Below are 22,071 nucleotides of genomic sequence, written 5' to 3'. Positions count from 1 at the left end.
TACTACTAAAACACATGAATCTCAGAAACCTAAAGTTTCCGAATCCTCTGTTGATAATAGGGTTCATTTTGACCAGCTTAATCTTAACATTGCTTATCCCAAACGTAACCATATAAAATAATAGAAAACTATTCAGTATGTGTTAATTGCAGTAAAAAATGACCACTTTAATCAGTACATCTTTTACTGCTATTGGCAGTTCTGAACCAAGAGGCTGACTGCTATTTCGTGAGCTTCTTTTTTATTGGAATATACGGTTCACCATTGTAATAATTCGTCGTGTATTCCTGATGCACGCCGAGACAATTTAGACAAAATTTCGAGATAATTAAGCATAAAAAACTTTTCAGCATGTGAAAAGTTTTTCCATTTTAGAAGTTGAGTAACTTAAGGATGGCAGGAAAAGTTACTGGATGTTGAGCTACGTGCAAACGGTTGTTAAAGACACGCCAAACAATGCTAATATAGCCACCAATTAAGGTGGCTTTTTTATACCTGCAATTCAGGTCACTTTAATCACATTGAGTACAGAATTGAGTACGATTTTATACCAATCTTAAAACATCATTCTTTTTCATGGGTTTAATTTAAAAATGCTCCTAATGATCGACAATTATGACTCTTTCACCTATAACATCGTCCAATATTTTGGCGAGTTAAATCAGGAAGTCAAAGTAGTCCGTAATGATGCCGTGACCCTGGAAGATATTGAACAATGGCAACCCAGATATCTGGTGATTGGTCCAGGCCCCTGTTCTCCGACAGAAGCCGGCATTTCAGTTCCGGCAATTCAGCATTTTGCAGGGAAAATTCCCTTACTCGGGGTATGCCTTGGTCATCAGGCCATTGGTCAGGCTTTTGGCGGCGACATTGTCCGTGCCAAAACGGTCATGCATGGCCGCTTGTCAGATATGTATCACAGTAATACAGGCATCTTCAGCAATCTGCCATCTCCATTTTCCGCAACCCGCTATCACTCCCTGGTGATTGACCAGCATACTCTGCCCGACTGTCTGGATGTCACCTGCTGGACCCATGAAGCGGATGGTTCCATGGAAGAAATTATGGGAGTGAAACATAAGACTCTGCCCATTGAAGGCGTGCAGTTTCATCCGGAATCCATTCTAAGCCAGCACGGTCACCAGATTTTCAGAAACTTTTTAGAAATTTATGCATAAATGAAAACTATGGACATTCAACAGGCGCTGGGCCTGATCAGCAAAAGTATTCATCTGACTCAGCCACAGATGGAAGATGTCATGCGCAGCATCATGCAGGGTGAAGCCACCGATGCCCAGATTGGCGCCCTGATGATGGGTTTACGCCTGAAAGGTGAAAGTATTGATGAGATTACCGCAGCAGCACGGATCATGCGGGAGTTCGCCATTAAGATTGATGTCAGCGATCTGCCACATCTGATTGATATAGTCGGCACAGGTGGCGATGGTCAGAGCCTGTTTAATGTATCCACTGCTGCCAGTTTTGTGATTGCAGCAGCAGGGGCCACCATTGCCAAACACGGCAACCGTGGGGTTTCCTCCAGATCCGGTTCTTCCGACCTGCTGGAAAAAGCCGGGATTCAGCTGGATCTGAATATGGCCCAGCTTGAACGCTGTATCCGGGAAATAGGCGTCGGTTTCCTGTTTGCCCCCAATCATCATAAAGCCATGAAATATGCAGTTGGTCCCAGGAAGGAACTCGGTATCCGCAGTATCTTTAATCTGTTGGGCCCACTGACCAATCCCGCCGGGGTAAAACGTGCCGTAATCGGGGTTTTTTCCAGTGAGCTGTGCCGGCCCATTGCCGAAGTAATGAAGCAGCTTGGCGCAGAGCATGTCATGGTGGTGCATTCCAGGGATGGGCTGGATGAAATCAGCCTGGCCTCACCGACCAGTGTTGCAGAACTGAAAGATAATGAAATCACCGAATGGATCATCAGCCCGGAAGATGTCAACATTGAATCCCGGGCGCTGACAGGACTGACTGTCAACAACGCTGAGGAAAGTCTGCGCCTGATTCAGAATGCATTGTCCAGGAAGAAAACAGCGGAAGGTGAGAAGGCTGCCAGTATGATCGCCCTGAATGCAGGTGCCGGTATCTATGTTTCCGGTCTGACCCGGGACTATCGGCAGGGTGTTGCATTGGCTCAGGATATTATTGATGGCGGACAGGCACTGGAAAAAATGAGTGTGCTGTCTGAGTTTACCAAAACGCTGAAAGCATATGAAGTTTAAGAGTCAATGACATGATTGATATCCGCAATACGATTTTAGGTAAAATTATTGACCGTAAGCATGCTGAACTAACGACACGCCTGCAACAGCGCAGTCTGAACGATATCGAAGAACTGGCCCGGGCTGCAACGCCGGTGCGTGGCTTTGCACAGGCCGTTCAGGCAAAGCGTCCGGGTGTGATTGCCGAGATTAAGAAGGCTTCACCTTCCCGGGGCATTATCCGTGAAAATTTTAATCCTGCGGAAATTGCAGAACAGTATGAACAGGCCGACGCAGCCTGTCTGTCGGTTCTGACGGATGTCGATTTTTTCCAGGGTGCAGATGAAAATATTGCCATTGCCCGTCAGCATTGTACGCTGCCCGTGCTGCGTAAGGACTTTCTGATTGACCCGTATAATGTGATTGAAGCGCGTGCCCTGCATGCAGACTGTATCCTGCTGATTGTAGCATCCTTGTCAGATACTCAGCTGGCAGAAATGTCAGTCACAGCATTTGAACACCAGCTGGATGTGCTGGTTGAAGTACATGATGAAGCAGAACTTGAACGTGCCCTGAAACTGTCAGAACGTTGCCTGCTTGGGGTCAACAACCGTAACCTGAAAACCTTTGAGGTCGATTTAAATACTTCACTGCGCCTGAAAAAGCTGCTGGATCCATCCCGCTTACTGATCACGGAAAGTGGTATTGCCACTCCGGATGATGTCCACATGATGCAGGAACATGATATCCATGCCTTCCTGGTCGGTGAAAGCTTTATGAAACAGCCCCGCCCTGATCATGCATTCACTGCCTTATTTGGAACGCCGGCACCCTATGGCCCTGAATAAGATCCGTGTTGCTTCAGGCCACCTCACGGTTTATTGTGGCTCAGTAAAACGATACAAAATACCAATACTGCCCAGCACACCAACCGTTCTCACCACATGATCGGTATATTGGGCCCAATTTCCCCTGTGCAAGGTCTAATAACAAATCCGCTGTAGCCCTGATTTAAATCCAATTGAACAAGCATGGTCGGTACTAAAAAGAAAAGTCAGGAATATTGTAGGTCAGCAAAAGATTTCTATCTGTGAGGCTTTGGATATCGGATTTAAAGAGATGTAGTTTTTAATTCACATGCAGCTATATTACTAAGATCCGCACCTGAGTTAAAATCAATCTCCATCAATATAAAAACATTTGTTTTTATTCATATTTTTTCATCCTATTTCAGCTCAATATCCACCGGCATATATTTCATTCCATACCATCGAAAACCCCTTCTCAGCATTAAATTGCCATGTTTACTGACGTTTCCATTCATTCTAGTATAGAATTTACCATGTACTACATGCTGAGAGATCCCTGCCGATTCCCTCAGCGCAATTCACTTCTTATTTTTCACGATTGATTATGAGCAACAATGATTCTGCGCTTTCAAAGGAACAGCAAAAGTTATTGAAAGCGTTTAAAAAACAGATCACTCATGCTGATGCGGCAACCATCACAGCAGATGTCACGCCTGATAAACAGGTGTCTGCCACCCCGGAACCGGATGATACTGATTTGTTTAAAACCGCCCTGCAAGGAGTCAGAGCTTTCGATCATGGCAATACTGCAAAACTGGAAAAATCCCCGCATCGTAAACCCGATGCCCGGACACTTGCCCGGCGTGCCGCAGCAGAAGGCCCTCGTGAAACGGATCATGCTGCCCTGTCCAACACTCAGGCTATGCTGAATCCGGTGGCAAGCCAGGCAACATTGAGCTATCGTATTGCGACTTTACAGCACAAAGTTTTTGAGAGTTTAAAGGCCGGCCGTTTACGCTGGTTTGAAGCGGTTGATTTACATGGCTGTACGGTGGAAGAAGCCCGTGATGCCGTATTACGAATTATTCAAATGGCAAAAGATGAAAATCAGAATGTCATTAAAATTGTACATGGCAAGGGGCCGGAAGCCATTTTAAAAACCCATGTCAACAGCTGGCTTCGTCAGCATGGTGATGTTCTTGCTTTTGTCAGTGCGCCTGAAAACCAGGGCGGAACCGGTGCCGTACTGGTTTTACTGAAACGTGCAGAAAAAAATCCCGGATTTAAGTAATCGGCAGTTTATTGGCCAGCAGTCAGACTTTTCATGTTTTTCTGCTACAATGCCGTCCTTGTTCAATCAGCGTAAGTGAACACGTTTTATGTCCATGCAGCAATCCTATGCCAACATTCTTACTGCCGTCGGTGAGGACCTGAACCGTCCGGGCCTGGTCGACACGCCGATCCGTGCTGCCAAAGCTTTTGCGTTTTTAACGTCCGGTTATAGCAAAACCCTGGAAGAAGTGACCAATCAGGCGATTTTTCCTTCTGATAATCCTGAAATGGTGCTGGTCAAGAATATTGAGTTTTATTCTTTGTGCGAACACCACTTACTACCTTTTTATGGTCGTGTGCATATTGCTTATTTACCTTCCGGCAAGGTTCTCGGACTGTCTAAATTTGCCCGTATTACCGAAATGTTTGCCCGTCGTCTGCAAATTCAGGAAAATCTGACTCAGCAGATTGCTGAAGCTGTGGCGGAAATTACAGAGGCTCGTGGTGTGGCTGTGGTGATTGATTCTGCACATATGTGTATGATGATGCGTGGTGTCGGCAAACAGGAATCCACCACCCGTACCGTATCTTTTGTTGGTGATTTTAAAACCGATAAGGAAGCCCGTCGTGAGTTTCTACAGGCTGTACCAGAAGCGATTTAAGCAGTGGGAGTTTCGCATTCCCGGGTTTTCAGGGTTTGTATGAAATAAAACTGTTCTCTCCAGAACAGCATGTTACTTCATAAAAAGCGTAGTATGGTCGGGTTAATGGGTAATACCCCCATTTTTAATTGAATTAATGGGTAGAAAATCCAAAGCCCCTGTTATTGTTTAAAAATAGGTGGACAGCCATTTACTGACATATGAGGCCGTTCATGATTATAAAAGTACTGCCAGCCAGTTGTATAGTCCTCAACTTCGCTCAGATCTCGAAATAAATACTGATTTAGACACTCATAACGTACTGTACGGTTAAATCGCTCAACATAGGCATTTTGCTGTGGATTGCCTGGCTGAGTAAATACATGCTCAATACCATGCTGATCACACCACGTTTCCATTAGCTCACTGATATATTCCGGACCATTGTCGCTTCTAATACGTTTAGGTTTACCTCGCCATTCAATCAATTGATTAAGCCCTCTCAGCACACGTTCTGCGGGTAATGAAAAATCAATCAATATATCCAGTGACTCGCGATTATAGTCATCAATCACGTTGTGTACTCGATAGCTACGCCCATCACTGAGTTGATCATGCATAAAGTCCATGGACCATGATTCATTCTTAGCTGTCGGTACTGCAAGGGATTCAGGCTGTTCCCGTTTAATGCGCCTCTTTGGCTTGATACGTAGATTAAGTTCCAATTCCTTATAAATACGATAGATACGTTTATGATTCCAACCATATCCCCTGACATTGCGAAGATACAAAAAGCAAAGTTTAAAGCCCCAGGTCTGATGGTCCCTGGTAAGCTTTATTAGCCAGTCTGCGATCACCACGTTCTGCTGCTTTAATTGAGCTGCATAGCGATAGCACGTTTGACTGACATCAAAGATCAGGCAGGCCTTACTCACAGAGACTTGATATTGCTCAACAGCTTGTTGAGCAAGTAGTTTACGTTGAGCTGGCCTCACAACTTTTTTGAAAGTGCATCCTGAAGGATATCTGTTTTAAGGCGCTCATCAGCATACATGCGTTTAAGGCGGGCATTCTCGGCTTCAAGCTCTTTCAGTCGGGTTATCATGGAATGATCCATACCGCCATATTTGCTCTTCCACTTGTAGAACGTAGCAGAGCTCATACCGTGTTCTCGGCACAAATTCGGTACCGGGGTACCTGCTTCTGCTTGTTTCAAAATACTCATGATTAAGCTGTCTGAATATTTAGATGTTTTCATGGAAAATCTCCTTAAATCAAGGGTATTCGATTTTCTACTTTTAAGTTCAATTATTTTTGGGGAGTATTACCAATGTAGCAGTGCATCAGGCAATTTTTTATTTAAACTGAATTTATTTAAACCCTGGATTTAGAGAAGTGAATCGATATTTTCATAAACCCTCTCAACCTATATCATTGCTATTGGAATTATAATAGAGTGATTTTTTAGAAGGTAAAATGTCGACTTCCCTTAAACTGAGACATCCATAATTGGAGTTTTCTGATTAAATAAGGTCAGGAGACAGTCATGAAGAAATCACGATTTACCGAGAGCCAAATCATCAGCATTTTGAAAGAAGCAGATGCTGGGATGAAAGTGGATGATATCTGCCGTAAGCATGGTATTGGCAATGCCACCTATTATGTCTGGAAAAGCAAATACGGCGGTATGGAGGCATCTGACGTTAAGCGCATGCGTGAGCTGGAAGAAGAAAATGCCAGACTTAAAAGGATGTTTGCGGAACTCAGTCTGGAGAACCATGCCATGAAGGAACTGTTCTCAAAAAAGGGTTGGTGACAGCAGATCAACGAGAATGCGTTCGTATTCTGGCTTCACTTGGGTTAACTGTATTACAGGCCTGTCGCCTGAGTGGACTAAGTCGAGCCAGCTATTATCGGCAAAGTACGAGCTGGCGCAAACGGGATGCTGCTGTCATTGATGCATTAAATCAGGTGTTAAAACAATCTCCCCAGTCTGGCTTTTGGAAGTGTTTTGGTCGCATACGTCGGCAGGGCTATGACTGGAATCATAAACGTGTTTATCGAGTGTACTGCCAGATGGGATTGAACTTACCCCGTCGACAGAAACGAACGTTGCCCCAGCGTATTGCACGACCACTGCAAGTGGTTGCACAAGCCAACCATCAATGGGCGCTGGATTTTATGAGTGACAGTCTGTATTGCGGTAAACGATTCCGTACCTTGAATATAGTTGATGAGGGGACTCGCGAATGTCTGGATATAGAAGTAGACACATCGTTACCGGCTGAGCGTGTTGTCAGAGTATTGGATCGACTGGCTCAACAACGTAGCTTGCCGAAGCAGCTTCGTGTTGATAATGGTCCCGAACTAATATCTGCGCGATTGCTGGACTGGTGTAAAGATCAAGGCATTGAAGTGGTGCATATACAACCTGGGAAGCCACAGCAGAATGCTTTTATTGAGCGATTTAATGGTTCGTTTAGGCGAGAGTTTCTCAATGCGTATTTGTTTGAGAATTTGACTCAGGTCAGAGAAATGGCGTGGTTATGGCGTTTGGATTATAACGAGCAAAGACCACATGAAAGTTTAGGCAATTTACCCCCTGCGGTGTACAGGGCAAAACTGGAAAACTCCAGTTTAGAAGTGTCTCAATAAATGGGAAGTGGACAAAAACTTCGAGCAAAAAGAACCAAAAGCCAGGAAATTAAAATATTAGACCTCTTGCAAAACTCAAAATTCAGACATCTATAAGCTATGATTTTTCAGGCGTTGTTAGGGGCAAAAATCATAAAAAACGATACTTTCACAATAGGTCTATTGAAAATTTTTCTCTATATCTTTAAAAAGAAGGATTTGGTATATGCAAAATGTAAAGAAAACTCTTAATATCGCTGTAATTTGTGGAGGACTTTCAAGTGAATCAGAAGTTTCCAGAAGCTCAGCTAATGCTGTAGCACAAGCTTTAAGAAATTCTTATAGCAATGTGCAAATACTTGAGCTTGATAGTAATCTTACTCAAAGCTTGCTTAATACTAAGTGGACTGCTCCCAGTATCCTGGACACGAGACAGCCTCATTTTGAAGCTGCCTCAAATGCTTCTGGGCTCATCCCATCAAGATGCGAATGACGTCTGATTCGATTGTAAAACATCTCGATATAATCAAACACATCTGCACGGGCCATTTCTCGAGTTTTATAGATTCTCTTTTTAATTCTTTCCTTCTTCAGGCTGCTGAAAAAGGATTCAGCAACGGCATTGTCCCAGCAATTTCCGCGACGACTCATACTCGGAACCAAATTATGCTTCTGACAGAATTTCTGCCAGTCTGCGCTGCTGTATTGTGAGCCCTGGTCTGAGTGTATGATCACAGGTTCATTGGGTCTGCGTCGCCATACTGCCATTAAAAGCGCATCCAATACGATATTCCTGGCAAGCGTAGGTTTCATTGACCAACCGATAACTTTTCTCGAATATAAATCAAGAACCACAGCCAGATATAACCAGCCTTGCCAGGTGCGAATGTAAGTTATATCAGTCACCCAGGAGGTGTCAGGTGTGTTTACGACAAACTCTCGATTTAAATGGTTTGGTGGAACAATCTGAGGACGACCGTGACTATGGCTTTTATGCTTCTTATATCCTCGAACAGCGGTAATACCATTGTTCTTCATGATCTTCAGCACACGATTAGGTCCACAGCTTTCACCCAGCTCTTTAAGATCCAGCGTGATGCGACGATAACCATAGATGCCATAACTGGCATCATAAGAAGAACGGATGAGCTGTAATAATCGCTTATCTTCAATAGTCCTGCCTGATTCAGGTTCATGCAACCAAACGTAATAGCCAGCACGGGCAATCCCAAGAACCCGACACATCGTTTTAATCTTAAATTGATGGCTGTATTCAAGAATAAACTGATACTTTACTCGGGCAGGCTTGCAAAGTACCTTGCGGCCTTTTTTAAGATATCCCGTTCCTCTTCAGTCTGTTTAAGCTGACTTTTAAGACGCAGGATTTCTTTCTTTGCCTCAAGCAGTTCATGTTCATCCGGGTTGCTGCGTAAAGGCTGTACTGCCTTTAGCCATTTATAAATGCTGTGCTGTGATACCCCTAAACGTTCTGCGACATCAGTGACAGAATATCCACGTTCAGTAATCAATTTAACAGCTTCATCTTTAAATTCCGGGGTGTATCGTTGTCCGCTCATAATGTTCTCTCCTATGCAAAAATAATAGACGATATTTGTCCAGGAGAGTGGTGGCAGTCCAAGAATAGACGATATTTGTCCAGGAGAGTGGTGGCAGTCCAAAGTATGATGTTGTGTTTCCAGTTTTGCATGGTGCAATTGGTGAAGATGGAACAATCCAGGGTTTTCTGGAGATATTAGGATTACCCTATATCGGTAGTGGAGTAAAGGCGAGTGCTTGTGCACTTCATAAGCCTACAGCAAAACTTTTATTTGATTCAATTAAACTTCCATGTGTTTTAGGAATAACAGTAAACAAAGATGAAAAAATAAATGACATTATAGTGAATATATTAGAAAACATAGGTGATGATGTAGTAATAAAGCCTTGTGATCAAGGGTCTGCTTTAGGTGTTAAGTTTGCTCAAGGGAAAGAAAAAATTGCGACAGCAATACAAAATACTTTAACTACAAGTTCAGAAGCTATAATAGAAAAAAGAATTATTGGTCGTGAAATAACAATTGGGGTTTTAGAAGATCATGATCAGATTAAAGCTCTCCCTATTGTTGAAGTAATAACGCCTATGGGCCAATGGTATGACTTTGAGCATCGTTATACTGATGGAGCAAGCCAGCACATTGTGCCTGCTCAACTGTCAAGAGATTTATATGATCGAGCCTCAGAAATTGCAATCAAAGCGCATCAGATTCTTGGTTGTAAAGATCTTTCAAGATCAGATTTTATAATTACAGAAACCTCAGAGATTTATATTCTTGAAACAAATACCATGCCTGGTATGACACCAACCAGCCTTTATCCTGATGCCGCTCTAGCTGCAGGGATTTCTTTTACAGAGCTTGTAAGTCAATTGGTAGATAATGCTGTAGATCGTGCTGGAAAGTGATATGAAAAAAAGTTATTGGCTATCATGATTTCGATATTGATTTTGTAATTAAATCTGGTGGAAAACGAATTTAGGCTGAGAAGAATTTAGCTAAAATTTAAACTGACAGGCACTATAAAAATGGGGAACTGTCAGATCGGGTTTGAGCTAGTACATCTAATCAGATATATAGTCTAGTAAATCTTCACTTTACCTTTACTCTTTGTTATATTGATTACACTTTATAACAATGGGTTTTTTAATGAAAAATTTGATTTTAGCTGCATTAGTTGGTTTTGGTATTGCTTTAAGTGGATGTTCGACCACCATGCCTATTAATTATGTGGCATCCCCAACTATTAAGGGACAGGGAGATGTTGGTGTGGGTGTTTTCAAGTATATTCCAGCGGACAAGGGTTTGGTTAAGGCTAATGAGTGAATAGCCACTAAGAATCTAGATACACGCCAGCTTCATTTCATAAAACGTCTCGAAGTCCTTTGGCGACCGCTGGTCGTTAGCACCATGGCGACGTTTCACGTTGTAGAACATCTCAATATACTCAAATATATCTGATCTAGCTTCAGCACGCGTTGAATATATTTTCCGTTTAACTCTTTCTCGTTTCAGTAATTGGAAAAAGCTCTCTGCCACAGCATTATCGTGACAGTTGCCGCGACGGCTCATGCTGCTTTCCAAACCATGTTGCTTCAGAAAGGCTTGCCATTCATGACTGGTATATTGGCTACCTTGGTCAGAGTGAACCAATACTTTATTTGTTGGCGATCTACGCCAAACTGCCATCAATAAAGCATCAAGAACTAGCTCTTTAGTGATCATTGGTTTCATAGACCAGCCAACGACTAACCTTGAGAAAAGGTCAATCACAACAGCTAAATACAGCCAGCCTTCATGAGTACGGATATAAGTGATATCTGTTGCCCATGCTTGATTTGGCTGTGCAGGATTAAACTGCCGATCTAATGTATTGGCTTGAACAATAGGTTGATAGCCCTTTGAATATCCTGGTTTTCGATAGCCACGTTGGGATTTCAAGCCTTCCTGTCGCATCAGTCGATGTACACGATTAACTCCACAAGGCTCACCAATATCACGCAAGTCACAGAAAATCTTGCGATAGCCATATACACCGCCTGACTCTAACCAAAACTGTTTAATCAGGCCTGACAGTTGTTTGCTACGTTTGGCTGTAGCACTCAAAGGTTGTTTCAACCATGCATAATAGCCACTGGGATGAACCTCCAGTACCGAGCACATTCTATAAATTGACCAGACCTGCTGGTGATCCTTGATAAAGGCGTACCTCATTTTGACTGGCTGGCGAAGTACGCCGCGGCCTTTTTTAAGATATCACGCTCTTCTGTAACTCGTTGCAGCTCTTTCTTTAATCGAGCCAACTCTTTGGTTTGATCTTCAAGAGCAGTAGCTTGGGGTGTTTTAGGAAAGTATTTCTTAACCCAAGCATAAACACTATGGGTCGTTGTGCCTAATCTTCCCGCAACCTCTGCAACACTGTAGCCTTTCTCAATGACTTGCTGCGCTGCTGCAATCTTGAACTCTTCGGTAAATCGTTTGCCACTCATAAAAACACCTCTTAATTAGCTATTTTATCTAACTATTCGGTATCGACAAACTTAGTGGCTATTCAGAGTTTCAAAAGCCTGCAGCTGCACTTGGAACAATGTATATGTCAGATAAGGCTGATGCATTGTTAAAATCCTCACTTACAAAAGAGCTAATTGCTGCGGGATTTAATCCAGAACAAAATGCAGGAATTCAAATTTCAGGTAATATTCAAAAATTTGAATATGACTGGATAGGCTTTATTGAGGTTGATTTTTACTTAGATGTTGATTATTTGGTAACTAAAAGTGGTCAAACTGTTTATACAAATACTATCAAAACTCATGTAGCCTCGCCAAAAGCAATGGGCGGTACTGATTCAGAAGCTGTGAGATCTGCAATTTCATCAAATATTGGTGATTTATTTCAAGATTTGAGATCCAAGAAAATTCTATAAAGATTTACCAGATATGAAAACCACAGCTAACTGTGGTTCCAACAAACCCTTAAAGCCTCGCATTTGCGGGGTTTTTCTTTGGAGTGAACATAAAAAAAGACAGCTTATATTTTGCTTGAATATGTTTTTGACTGTTGGAGCGCTAGCATTTACGCTTTATGTAAATAACCATAGCAAGGTATTAGTGTTTACTTTATTTGGTATAGCGATTGCATTTATTACAGTCTTTATTATTGGCTTGATCAATAGGGTTTGTATATATGAGAGTATTGATTGATAAGAAAGCACCTCACGGTGCTTTTTTCATACCTATTTATTTGGATTGGTTGGAGGCAAAATATTCTCTGCAATCTTATGACCTATATCTATCAATGATGGCATTCGATCTGTTTTAACCAGCCAGAGGCTTTGTTACACAAAGCTATCTGAACCGTACCGCTTTTATCGGAGAGAGTTTATTTAAATGAAAGATCGAAAAATGCATTAACAGAAATTAAAAAACTAAAATTAATCAGTAGTTATGTGATGATCTGCCCTGAAACCAACGAGCCATTTTTTAATGAAAAGCCGCCAAGGAATAGGATGGTTGAAGCAATGAAGGCTTGCGCAATACGTCACCGCCCTGCCTACAATGCACGTCATACTTATGCGACGATGCTCTTAATGGATGGAGTTAACCCTGTATTTGTAGCTGATCAGTTAGGCCACAGCCTTCAAATGCTAATAAAACGATATGCAAAATGGATTCATGGCGATAAGAATAAGATAGAAATGGCAAAACTAAACACTTCAAAAGGCACTTAAAGTGCCTTTTTAATAAATATAAAAATATGGTAGAAAATGACACTTGATGCGGGGAAAATTTGGCAATAAAAAAGCCACTTAATATAAGTGGCTTTTTTATAACAAGAAATTTGGTGGAGATGGCGGGAGTTGAACCCGCGTCCGCCAACACTACACTCGAGAATACTACATGCTTAGATATCGTCTATTGTTTTAACACCTTGTGACCCGACGAACAGGGTACGAGATGCGATCCTCTGAGTTTGGTATAAAGCCCCGAGGCGTGGCTCTATACGGACTTGTGTGCGTGCGCTTCGGTCGGGTTCACTGACCACAAGTATTCAGTGAAGCGGACAAGCGGCCCTTAGGCAGCTAGAGCGTAAGATTCGTCGTTTGCGACTATTTAAAATGCAAATTTTATTTACGAGAGGAAATGCGCTCTCGGCATGCATCTATGAGTTTCATCATCAGCGTCGAAGCCAATAACATCCCCAAAGTACAATCATATCTTAGCACACATGCAGAAAATTACTATCTATTACACTGCAATTTCCAGTCATCTGCACAATGTGGAAGCGATTGATTATATAATGGCACCCATATTGCATTTTTCAAGAGCCACAATAACAAAACATGAGCTACTTACTTGCACTCGACCAGGGAACCACCTCCAGCCGGGCAATTATTTTTGATGAACACGGAAAAGTCCATGCAACCGCTCAAAGGGAAACCCAGATTAAAACCCCGCATTCCGGCTGGGTGGAGCAGGATGCACAGGAAATATGGACGACACAGATTGCTGTAGTACAGCAGGCCATTGCTTCTGCGCGCCTGCTGGCCCGGGACATCAAGGCACTGGGCCTGACCAGTCAGCGTGAAACTACCGTGGTATGGGACAGACGTAACGGACGTCCGCTGGCACCCGCCATTGTATGGCAGGACCGCCGGGCAGCAGACTGGTGTAATCAACTGCTGCAGAACAACCTTGAAAATAAAATTCATAAAACCACAGGTCTGCGCATAGACCCCTATTTCAGTGCCGGTAAATTGGTGTGGTTGCTGGAACATGTCAATGGATTACAGGCACTTGCCGAACAGGGTCATGTTGCGTTTGGTACCATCGACAGCTGGCTGATCTGGAACCTGACTCAGGGCGCAGAGCATGTAATGGAAGCCAGCAATGCATCACGCACCATGCTCATGGACCTGAGAACCCAGCAATGGGATGATGAACTGTTGGCACTATTTCATATTCCAGCGTCAACACTGCCCCGGATCATCAGTTCAGATGCCTATATTGCCAATACCGCCACCGGATTGCTGGGAGCAGAGATCCCCATTGCCGGTGTACTCGGCGACCAGCAGTCGGCTCTCTTCGGTCAGTCCTGCTTTACTGCAGGAACAGCCAAAAACACCTATGGCACCGGTTGCTTCATGCTGTTTAATACCGGCATGGAAATTCAGTACAGTAACAACCAGTTGCTGACCACACTGGCCTGGAATTGTCAGAACCAGACCAGTTATGCACTGGAAGGCAGTGTGTTTATGGCTGGTGCCATTGTGCAATGGCTCCGGGACAATCTGGGCATTATTAAAAACAGTGCTGAGGTGGAACAACTGGCCTGCCAGGTTAAAAATACTGACGGTGTGGTATTGGTGCCGGCATTTACCGGACTGGGAGCACCGCACTGGGACAGTGAAGCCCGTGCCCTGCTCTGCGGCATGTCCCGCGGTACCAACAAAACACATATTGCCCGGGCTGCACTGGAAGCCATTGCCTTCCAGGTCTCTGACGTATTGACTGCCATGCAATCCGACATTGCCAGTCCCTTAAAGGAATTGCGGGTGGACGGCGGCGCCAGTCAGAATGACATGCTGATGCAGTTTCAGGCCGACATTCTGAATGTCCCGGTGTTGCGTCCTGAATTACTGGAATCCACCGCCTGGGGCGCTGCAGCCATGGCTGGATTAAAAGTAGGAATATTCAGCAATCTGGACGAAATATCCGCATCCTGGCAACTGAATAAAGCCTTTGAGCCGAATATGAGTGAAGATCAGCGTCAGCAGCATTTACAACTGTGGAATAATGCTCTGCACAGGGCCAGGTCCTCCTGATTTCGCCTGATACAGACCAATAAAAAACAACCCCGGATTTTACCGGCGTTGTTTTCCTTTTCATGCAATGACATCAGACTTGCGCATGCCCACTAGTGTACATGACCGGCGCCAACATTGGCCTTCGGTTTTGGACACAGCCAGATGATTAATCCGGCCAGCACGAAAATGACTGCAAAGATTAAAAAAATGTGATTCACAGATAAAGTCAGCGCTTCCTTATCCACCAGATTTGAAATCACCCCCAATGCTCCATCCGGACTGAAACCGTGACGGATTAAATTCTGCTGGGTCTCCTCAATCTGCATCCTGGACACCATTTCGCTGCGTGCCAGTTTGGCATGGTCATCCCATAGAGTTACAGCAACAGAGGCACCTATTGCACCGGCCATGGTCCTGACAAAATTCATCAGCCCGGCTGCTGAGGCAATTTCATGACTCTGCACAGCACCCAATGCAATATTGGTCAATGGAATAAAGAAGAAAGGCACGGCAAAACCCTGGATGATCTGCGGCCAGGCCAGTGCCATGAAATCAGCATCAGTGATCCAGAAAGCCCGCATCAGCGTTACCACACCAAACAGCATAAGACCAAAGCAGGATAAGGCACGGGGATCATAACGGGTTGCAAGTTTTGCAACAACAGGCGACATGGTAATACTGCCAAACCCCATGGTGGCGGTCAGATAGCCGGCCCATGTTGCCGTATAGCCGAGGTTAATCTGCACCCATTGCGGTATGAGTACAATGCTGCCAAAAAATGCCCCAAAGGCAAAGGCCAGCGACAAAGTGGAAATGGTAAAACCCCGGTATTTAAAAATTTTAATATCCACCACCGGGTTTTCTTCATACATCTCCCAGATCACAAATGCAATAAAGCCCACGACCATGACCACCGCCAGTATACAGATCAGGCTGCTGTTGAACCAGTCGTGATCATGGCCCAGATCGAGCATCAGCTGTAATGCACCGATCCATACAATCAGCAGCAGCAGGCCAATGCTGTCAATTTTGAGCCTGGCCGTAGGGGTTTCAGCTGCTTTAAGTAAGCTTAATGCCCCCATTGCACAGACGATACCCACCGGCACATTGATAAAGAAAATCCAGTGCCATGACAGATTATCGCTGATTGCTCCACCAAAAATTGGCCCGAGCACCGGACCGACAACCGTGGTCATTGCCCACATTCCCATCGCCTGAGACTGCTTTTCCGGTGGAAAAATCTGCATGAGCAGCGCCTGACTGAGTGGCATGATCGGGCCACCAAATAAGCCTTGACCAATCCGGCAGATGACCAGCATGGCCAGACTGTTGGACAGCCCACACAGAACGGAAAAAGCAGTGAAGCCAATCAAACAGGTGGTAAATACCCTGACGGCGCCAAAACGGCCAGCCAGCCAGCCGGTCAGGGGCACACAGATGGCCTCGGCAACAGCATAGGAGGTAATCACCCATGTACCCTGCGAGGTCGAAACCGCCAGACTTCCGGTGATATGCGGCAGGGATACATTGGCAATGGTCATATCCAGCACGACCATGAAATTCGCCAGTGCCAGGAAAAAAGCAGCCATCAGTAACCGACCGCCCCTGAGTTCACCCTGAAAGGCTGAAGTATTCATCAGTAATTACTTCGACGCCAGGTCAATCGTGACATCCATGGACAAGCCCACACGCAGTGGATGTTCCGCCAGTTGTTTCGGATCCAGCTGGATCCGTACCGGTAAACGCTGTACCACTTTAATCCAGTTTCCTGTTGCATTCTGAGCAGGAATCAGCGCAAATGCCGACCCCGTACCGCCGGCAAAACCTGTAACCGTACCCTGATATTCAACATGCTTCCCATATAAATCTGAGGTCAGTGTCGCTTTTTGCCCTACCCGGACTTTCGTTAACTGACTTTCCTTAAAATTGGCATCGACATACAGTGCTGAAATCGGAACAATTTTCATCAGTACAGAACCCGGTGCAACCCGTTGCCCAATCTGAATACTGCGGCTTGTCACCACACCATCCAGCGGCGCCCTGATTTGTGTCCGTTCAAAATCCAGGCGGGCCTGATTCAGTCTGGCCCGTGCAACCCGTACATCCGGTGCTGTAGCCTGACTGGTGCCTTTAATCAATGCTTCATTTGCCGCCAGGTTACTCTGAGCAGCCTTGCGTTTCGACTCTGCCTGTGCCAGACCTGCCCTGGCCACTTCCAGACGTGCCCTGGCAGTATTAAAAGAGCTCTGTGAGGTCGCCAGTTCCTCTTTTGAAATGGCACCGGAAGCATCCAGTCGGGTCCGGCGTGCCAGTTCGGTCTGTGCACGTTCCATATCAACCTGTGCCTGAACAACCTGCGCGCGGGCACTGTTAATATCATCATCACTGACCAATACCTGTGAACTCAGGGAACTGCTGTTTGCAGAACTCTGCGTATACTGGCGTTCCGCCTTTGCCACTTCAGCTTCAGCCTGAGCCACTGCAATACCGGCATCACGCGGATCAATCGTTGCCAGTAATTCACCCTTTTTCACCAGCTGAGTATCACTGACCTGAATATCCGCTACCTGGCCCGTCACCATCGATGTAATTTCTGCGGTTTCGGCGCCCACATAAGCATTGTCAGTATGTACCGAGTTGTTAAACAACAAGGCCCATATTGCATAAAGGATTGCTGCAACAATGACCACCAGCAGAAAGATGGACAGCATTTTTTTGCGTCGGGATTTCATGGCCGCATCCGTATGCGCACCCGACGGGTCTTCAGTGGCAGGTGTATTCTGGGCTTCTGTCATCGCATATTCCTGGAGGATGGATGAATCAAAGTCAACACTGAATCATTCATTACACAGAACATTTTTCATTTTTGTGAAGTGCTGAATGTAAAATGATGACGATGACTCAGTGAGTCTTGTTAAAATTGTCGTTCACAATATTACCGAAAAAAATCATATTATGAGAATAAAAATGTAACTCCAGGGTTATTTATCCAAAGAAGATTTAACTTTATTCTCATATTCTCCGTTAATGATCAGCCTTTTCCAATGGTTCGTTAGACATGAAGGCCATCAATCATCAGCCTGAGATTGGCCATCATTTTAATTGACAGCAATTTAAAATGCGTAGGAAGCAATTGCGGTGGCAATCGCCAGGCCTTCATCATTGCTCATGGTCATGCGCATGGTACAGCCCTTACGCCCCATACGCAGTGTTTCGGCTCGGGCAATAAAGTATTTCCCACGACCAGGTGCCAGATAATCCACCCGCATATCCACGGTCGCCAGTCTGGAGACCTGTTTCAGTGTCTCAGCCAGCGTTTCCGGTACCGCACGCTTATACAGCTCACTCATGGCCACGATCCCGCCAAGGCTGTCAAGCAGCGTTGCCGCAACCCCGCCGTGCAGAATCTGAAAAGCAATATTTCCAATAAGAAATGGCTGCATCTCAATATAAGCTTCAATTTCTCCGTCCACGACGCGCATCTGCATACCGTTATGCGCAAAATAAGGGGATGCATTAAACGCCTGAGTCAACTGATTTAAGACAACCTGAATATCAACTTCCGTACCCGGATGAATATTATCTGTCCATTTATGCTGCAAATCACTCATGACTTCTCAAACCCTACCTGAATTAATCGACCACAGAAAAAGCGCCTGCTTTCCCCAGTGTCTCATTATGACGCTACAATAGCACCAGACTAGTTTAATACTGAATATTGAGATTGTTATGACTTATACGTTCAATCGACCGGCATTTCCTGCCACCCGCATGCGTCGTATCCGCTCCAGTGACAAACTTCGGGCAATGGTCAGGGAAACCCAGCTGACAACCGAGCATCTGATTTATCCAGTATTTGTACTTCCCGGGCAGAACCAGTGCCAGGATATTTCCAGTATGCCGAACATACAGCGGCTATCTGCTGACCTGCTGTTGAAAAAAGCTGAAACACTGCTGCAACTGGGAGTCTCCCGACTGGCCCTGTTTCCGGTGACACCACAGCAGGATAAAAGCCTGACCGCAGAAGCCGCATGGCGTGAGGATGGCCTGGTGCAGAACACGCTGCGTTTATTGAAAAAAGAATTGCCCGAGATGCTACTGATCACCGATGGCGCACTCGACCCCTACACTACACATGGTCAGGATGGTCTGATTGATGATCAAGGCTATGTACTCAATGATGAAACCGTCAATTGCCTGATTCAGCAGGCACTGAGCCATGCCGATGCCGGCGCGGATGTGGTGGCCCCCAGCGACATGATGGATGGGCGTATCGGTGCAATTCGCCAGGCGCTGGAAAGCCACGGCCACATTCACACCGCGATCATGGCCTACTCGGCCAAATATGCCTCTGGTTTCTATGGGCCTTTCCGCGATGCGCTTGGCTCATCCGGCAACTTAAAGGGGGGCAATAAATATACCTATCAGATGGATGTCGGCAACCGGGCCGAAGCCCTGCATGAAATTGCCCTGGATATTCAGGAAGGTGCTGACATGGTCATTGTCAAGCCCGGTATGCCTTATCTGGATATCGTGCGTGAGGTTAAGGATACTTTTGGCGTTCCGACATTTGTCTATCAGGTCAGCGGTGAATATGCCATGCTGGCAGCTGCCATTCAGAACCAGTGGCTGCCTGAAAGTGTGATTATGGAATCACTGCTGTGCTGCCGCCGTGCCGGTGCCGATGGCATCTGGACTTATTTTGCTGAGGATGCCGCCCGCAGTCTGAAACAGATGAACTGATCCCGGCACCATCACCATGATAAGATCGACCAGAATCAGCAATAACCGGACCTGAGTTGCTCAGGTCCGGTTATTGCTGATTTCTGCATGTCTGAACCATACCGTCCGGATCATTGTTCCGGTGATATTCCATACAGCTTTGCCGCCATGCGCTGGGCCTGTCGGCCATAAAACCACCAGGTCACCAGGTAAAGTGGAAGTGCCAGAATCACTATCATGATCAACACAATACTGATAAATGCCGGCTGCTGCATATATTCCAGAAAGAGTTGCCAGACCTGTGGATCCTGCTGAGCAAAAATCGCAATGGAAATCAGCATACCCAGTAAGTTATAGCCCCAGAAAATCAGCGTATAACCCAGTGTAAACTTTTTTCGTTCCTGAGTCGTCGGTGCACGGCGCTGTTGTTTTAAAAAGCGCTGTAATACAATGATCATGGCAATCAGATAGGGTAATACAGTCAACACCCCGCCCATGCCCCGTGGCAGCAGTGCAGCAACCACGCCCACCAGCAGGGTCAGCCCCAGACTGATCAGAAAGAACCATAAAAAATATTTATTTAAAGATGGCATTGGCATCATCCGAATCAACATAAACCATGAGACATACAGTATAGGAAAAAAAGTGCATTTTTTTTAATTTTATTGTCAACCAAATGAAAAGACCTGTCGTTATATAGGTATAAGGTCAGCAGCAACTGTAATGAATTTGCAACGGCATCCGCAAATAATTGCAGTGACCTTCCTCCATGAGACTAAAAACTCATACTTCCGGCATTGGATTTGGTAGAGCAGCCTGAGTCCCATAAAACGAAGTATTTTTGGCCGACGATTTCATCATCACTCGAATCGTCGGCCTTTATTTTTTCAGTTTTGATTTCCAGTGATTTTATGGCCAGTCATGCTGCCATCACCATTGAGTGACATGCATCAGTCCATTGATATGAAATCAAAATTAGACCTCCACATGATCGACCACACGCCTGAAACATGGCACACAGCAATAGCCTGATGTAAAGCATCACATTCATGCATTTTTTGGCATCAACGTCCATTCATGTCGCTCAGCAATCATCCCAGCCTCATTTCCCGCTAAAATATGCTAAGTTATACAGGGCATTTCAAATACTTCAGGGCAGCATGACTGTACGTTTTTTTCATACTTCTGACTGGCATCTGGGACAGTTTTTCTATAACCACTCCCGTCAGTATGAACATGAGCAGTTTTTAGCATGGTTACTGCAGCAGATTAAAGCCAGACAGCCGAATGCCCTGCTGATTGCCGGTGATATTTTTGATGTCATCAATCCCAGTTCGCAGGCACAAAAACAGCTATATCAATTCCTGGCGGATGCCCATGAACTTGCGCCACAGATGCAAACATTAATGATTGCAGGCAATCACGATTCCGGCTATCGGATTGAACAGGTAGAACCTTTATTAGCAAAATATAATGCAAAAACAGTCGGTGTGATACGCTGGAATGAAGATAAAAGTCTGGATCCTGAACATTTAATTTTGCCAGTTTATGATGAACAGAGACAGATTATTGCATGGTGTATTGCCCTGCCATTCTTACGTTCAGCGGAGATTACCGGCTTTAATGAGCACACCACCAACAGCCAGAATGCGATTGCCTACCTGCATCAACAATTAATTAAGGAAGCCAGACGGCGTAAAACCGATGATCAGGCGTTGATTCTGATGTCACACGCACATATGCAGGGCGGGGAAACTTCCGACTCGGAACGTCCCATTATCATCGGAAATGAAGAAGCGCTGTCCACTGCCCTGTTTGATGACAGAATTGACTATGTCGCCCTCGGCCATCTGCATAAACCCCAGCAGGTACAGCATGCACATATCCGTTACAGCGGCTCTCCCATTCCCTTGTCATTCAGTGAGATTAATTATAAACATCAGGTTGTTGAAGTCACTATTGATCCCCTGGCCCCGGCTGAAACACGTGTGCAACTTGATGTACTGAAGATCCCGCGCAGTGTTCAGCTGCATAAAATCCAGGGTGAGCTGAATGAAGTTATACAGAAGCTACGGGCTTTACCAGCCGGCATGATTGAAGCAATTGACCAGCGGGAATATGTCGATATTGAATATCACAGTCTCACACCGCCCCAGCCAAATCTGAGGCAGCAATTTGAAGATGCTCTGCCGGCAGATCGCTATCGACTGGTCCGCATTTCACGGCAATATCCACTTTCAGCAAATCCGGAGCAGTCACCATCATCCATCAGCCTGGAACCACCCACACCGGAAAAACTATTCCGGCAACTCTGGGAAAAACAGGGCTATCATCCGGATGAAGCCGTTTTAAAGGATTTTATGGAACTGGCCCAGCAGGCACAGCGCGCACTTGAAGATGAGCCGGGGACTTAGTAATCAG

General features: G+C 45.1%; 19 protein-coding genes, 1 other RNA gene and 1 pseudogene. 13 read left to right on the top strand and 8 right to left on the bottom strand.

The window, feature by feature from the left end; translation table 11 throughout:
• Positions 1-593 precede the first annotated feature (593 nt).
• The 5 genes from ACT6PV_RS03570 (at position 594) to folE (ending at position 4,956) form a co-directional block, all read left to right on the top strand.
• Positions 594-1,178, top strand: coding sequence for an aminodeoxychorismate/anthranilate synthase component II (locus ACT6PV_RS03570; protein WP_445115113.1), 585 nt, complete (start codon positions 594-596; stop codon positions 1,176-1,178).
• A 9-nt stretch (positions 1,179-1,187) separates the two neighbouring features.
• On the top strand, positions 1,188-2,234 hold the full coding sequence (gene trpD, locus ACT6PV_RS03565; protein ID WP_445117018.1) for an anthranilate phosphoribosyltransferase: 1,047 nt from the start codon (positions 1,188-1,190) through the stop codon (positions 2,232-2,234).
• Positions 2,235-2,245: 11 nt separating this feature from the next.
• Complete coding sequence (trpC, locus tag ACT6PV_RS03560) at positions 2,246-3,061, top strand: indole-3-glycerol phosphate synthase TrpC (RefSeq protein ID WP_445115112.1); 816 nt, start codon at positions 2,246-2,248, stop codon at positions 3,059-3,061.
• Positions 3,062-3,626: 565 nt separating this feature from the next.
• The gene (locus tag ACT6PV_RS03555) at positions 3,627-4,313 is read left to right on the top strand and encodes a Smr/MutS family protein (RefSeq protein ID WP_445115111.1); all 687 of its coding nucleotides are present in this window, start codon (positions 3,627-3,629) and stop codon (positions 4,311-4,313) included.
• 94 nt (positions 4,314-4,407) lie between these two features.
• Positions 4,408-4,956, top strand: a complete 549-nt coding sequence (gene folE, locus ACT6PV_RS03550) for a GTP cyclohydrolase I FolE (RefSeq protein ID WP_445117017.1) — start codon at positions 4,408-4,410, stop codon at positions 4,954-4,956.
• Between the two features lie 161 nt (positions 4,957-5,117).
• Here folE and ACT6PV_RS03545 read toward each other — a convergent pair.
• Positions 5,118-6,193, bottom strand: a protein-coding gene (locus tag ACT6PV_RS03545; protein ID WP_445114685.1) for an IS3 family transposase whose coding sequence is annotated in 2 segments (ribosomal slippage) — positions 5,118-5,941 and positions 5,941-6,193 — 1,077 coding nt in all. Because the reading frame shifts where the segments join, the coding sequence is not laid out codon by codon here.
• Positions 6,194-6,481: 288 nt separating this feature from the next.
• On the opposite strand from ACT6PV_RS03545, the gene ACT6PV_RS03540 reads away from it, so the two are divergent.
• A protein-coding gene (locus tag ACT6PV_RS03540) for an IS3 family transposase (RefSeq protein WP_445115110.1) occupies positions 6,482-7,590 on the top strand; the annotation gives its coding sequence in 2 pieces (ribosomal slippage) (positions 6,482-6,734 and positions 6,734-7,590; 1,110 coding nt in all).
• 417 nt (positions 7,591-8,007) lie between these two features.
• Here the strand turns inward: ACT6PV_RS03540 and ACT6PV_RS03535 are convergent.
• Positions 8,008-9,146 (bottom strand): IS3 family transposase gene (locus tag ACT6PV_RS03535; RefSeq protein ID WP_445114732.1). Its coding sequence is split into 2 segments (ribosomal slippage): positions 8,008-8,888 and positions 8,888-9,146, totalling 1,140 coding nucleotides; the frame shifts between segments, so codons are not numbered across the junction.
• 71 nt (positions 9,147-9,217) lie between these two features.
• Here ACT6PV_RS03535 and ACT6PV_RS03530 point away from each other — a divergent pair.
• Positions 9,218-10,030, top strand: a complete 813-nt coding sequence (locus tag ACT6PV_RS03530; protein ID WP_445117016.1) for a D-alanine--D-alanine ligase family protein — start codon at positions 9,218-9,220, stop codon at positions 10,028-10,030.
• Between the two features lie 241 nt (positions 10,031-10,271).
• Positions 10,272-10,448 carry a hypothetical protein gene (locus ACT6PV_RS03525; protein WP_445115109.1) on the top strand — a complete coding sequence of 59 codons (177 nt, stop codon included), beginning with the start codon at positions 10,272-10,274 and terminating at the stop codon, positions 10,446-10,448.
• A 15-nt stretch (positions 10,449-10,463) separates the two neighbouring features.
• Here the strand turns inward: ACT6PV_RS03525 and ACT6PV_RS03520 are convergent.
• A protein-coding gene (locus ACT6PV_RS03520; RefSeq protein WP_445114756.1) for an IS3 family transposase occupies positions 10,464-11,611 on the bottom strand; the annotation gives its coding sequence in 2 pieces (ribosomal slippage) (positions 10,464-11,365 and positions 11,365-11,611; 1,149 coding nt in all).
• A 104-nt stretch (positions 11,612-11,715) separates the two neighbouring features.
• Here ACT6PV_RS03520 and ACT6PV_RS03515 point away from each other — a divergent pair.
• Together ACT6PV_RS03515 and ACT6PV_RS03510 are read left to right on the top strand one after the other, a co-directional pair.
• The gene (locus tag ACT6PV_RS03515) at positions 11,716-12,048 is read left to right on the top strand and encodes a hypothetical protein (protein WP_445115108.1); all 333 of its coding nucleotides are present in this window, start codon (positions 11,716-11,718) and stop codon (positions 12,046-12,048) included.
• Positions 12,049-12,492: 444 nt separating this feature from the next.
• A pseudogene (locus ACT6PV_RS03510) lies at positions 12,493-12,852 on the top strand (site-specific integrase); the annotation flags it as partial.
• Between the two features lie 111 nt (positions 12,853-12,963).
• Here the strand turns inward: ACT6PV_RS03510 and ssrA are convergent.
• Positions 12,964-13,324, bottom strand: a transfer-messenger RNA (tmRNA) gene (gene ssrA, locus ACT6PV_RS03505).
• A gap of 140 nt (positions 13,325-13,464) precedes the next feature.
• On the opposite strand from ssrA, the gene glpK reads away from it, so the two are divergent.
• Complete coding sequence (glpK, locus tag ACT6PV_RS03500) at positions 13,465-14,946, top strand: glycerol kinase GlpK (RefSeq protein WP_445115107.1); 1,482 nt, start codon at positions 13,465-13,467, stop codon at positions 14,944-14,946.
• A 92-nt stretch (positions 14,947-15,038) separates the two neighbouring features.
• Here glpK and ACT6PV_RS03495 read toward each other — a convergent pair whose 3' ends face one another.
• From ACT6PV_RS03495 to ACT6PV_RS03485, 3 genes are all read right to left on the bottom strand, one after another.
• Entirely contained in the window at positions 15,039-16,565 is a 1,527-nt protein-coding gene (locus ACT6PV_RS03495) for a DHA2 family efflux MFS transporter permease subunit (protein ID WP_445115106.1), read from the bottom strand.
• 6 nt (positions 16,566-16,571) lie between these two features.
• Positions 16,572-17,723: an HlyD family efflux transporter periplasmic adaptor subunit gene (locus tag ACT6PV_RS03490; RefSeq protein ID WP_445115105.1), complete on the bottom strand. Its 1,152-nt coding sequence runs from the start codon at positions 17,721-17,723 to the stop codon at positions 16,572-16,574.
• Between the two features lie 318 nt (positions 17,724-18,041).
• Positions 18,042-18,539: a thioesterase family protein gene (locus ACT6PV_RS03485; protein ID WP_445115104.1), complete on the bottom strand. Its 498-nt coding sequence runs from the start codon at positions 18,537-18,539 to the stop codon at positions 18,042-18,044.
• 118 nt (positions 18,540-18,657) lie between these two features.
• On the opposite strand from ACT6PV_RS03485, the gene hemB reads away from it, so the two are divergent.
• The gene (hemB, locus tag ACT6PV_RS03480) at positions 18,658-19,671 is read left to right on the top strand and encodes a porphobilinogen synthase (RefSeq protein WP_445115103.1); all 1,014 of its coding nucleotides are present in this window, start codon (positions 18,658-18,660) and stop codon (positions 19,669-19,671) included.
• Positions 19,672-19,781: 110 nt separating this feature from the next.
• On the opposite strand, the gene ACT6PV_RS03475 is transcribed toward hemB, so the two are convergent.
• Complete coding sequence (locus tag ACT6PV_RS03475; RefSeq protein WP_445115102.1) at positions 19,782-20,243, bottom strand: ABZJ_00895 family protein; 462 nt, start codon at positions 20,241-20,243, stop codon at positions 19,782-19,784.
• Between the two features lie 567 nt (positions 20,244-20,810).
• Here ACT6PV_RS03475 and ACT6PV_RS03470 point away from each other — a divergent pair.
• Positions 20,811-22,064, top strand: coding sequence for an exonuclease SbcCD subunit D (locus tag ACT6PV_RS03470; protein ID WP_445115101.1), 1,254 nt, complete (start codon positions 20,811-20,813; stop codon positions 22,062-22,064).
• The last annotated feature ends 7 nt before the right edge of the window (positions 22,065-22,071 follow it).

The sequence above is a fragment of the Acinetobacter sp. WZC-1 genome (genome assembly GCF_052544965.1).
Note: the sequence above shows the minus strand (reverse complement) of the source record. Positions and strands in the feature narration are given on the sequence as shown.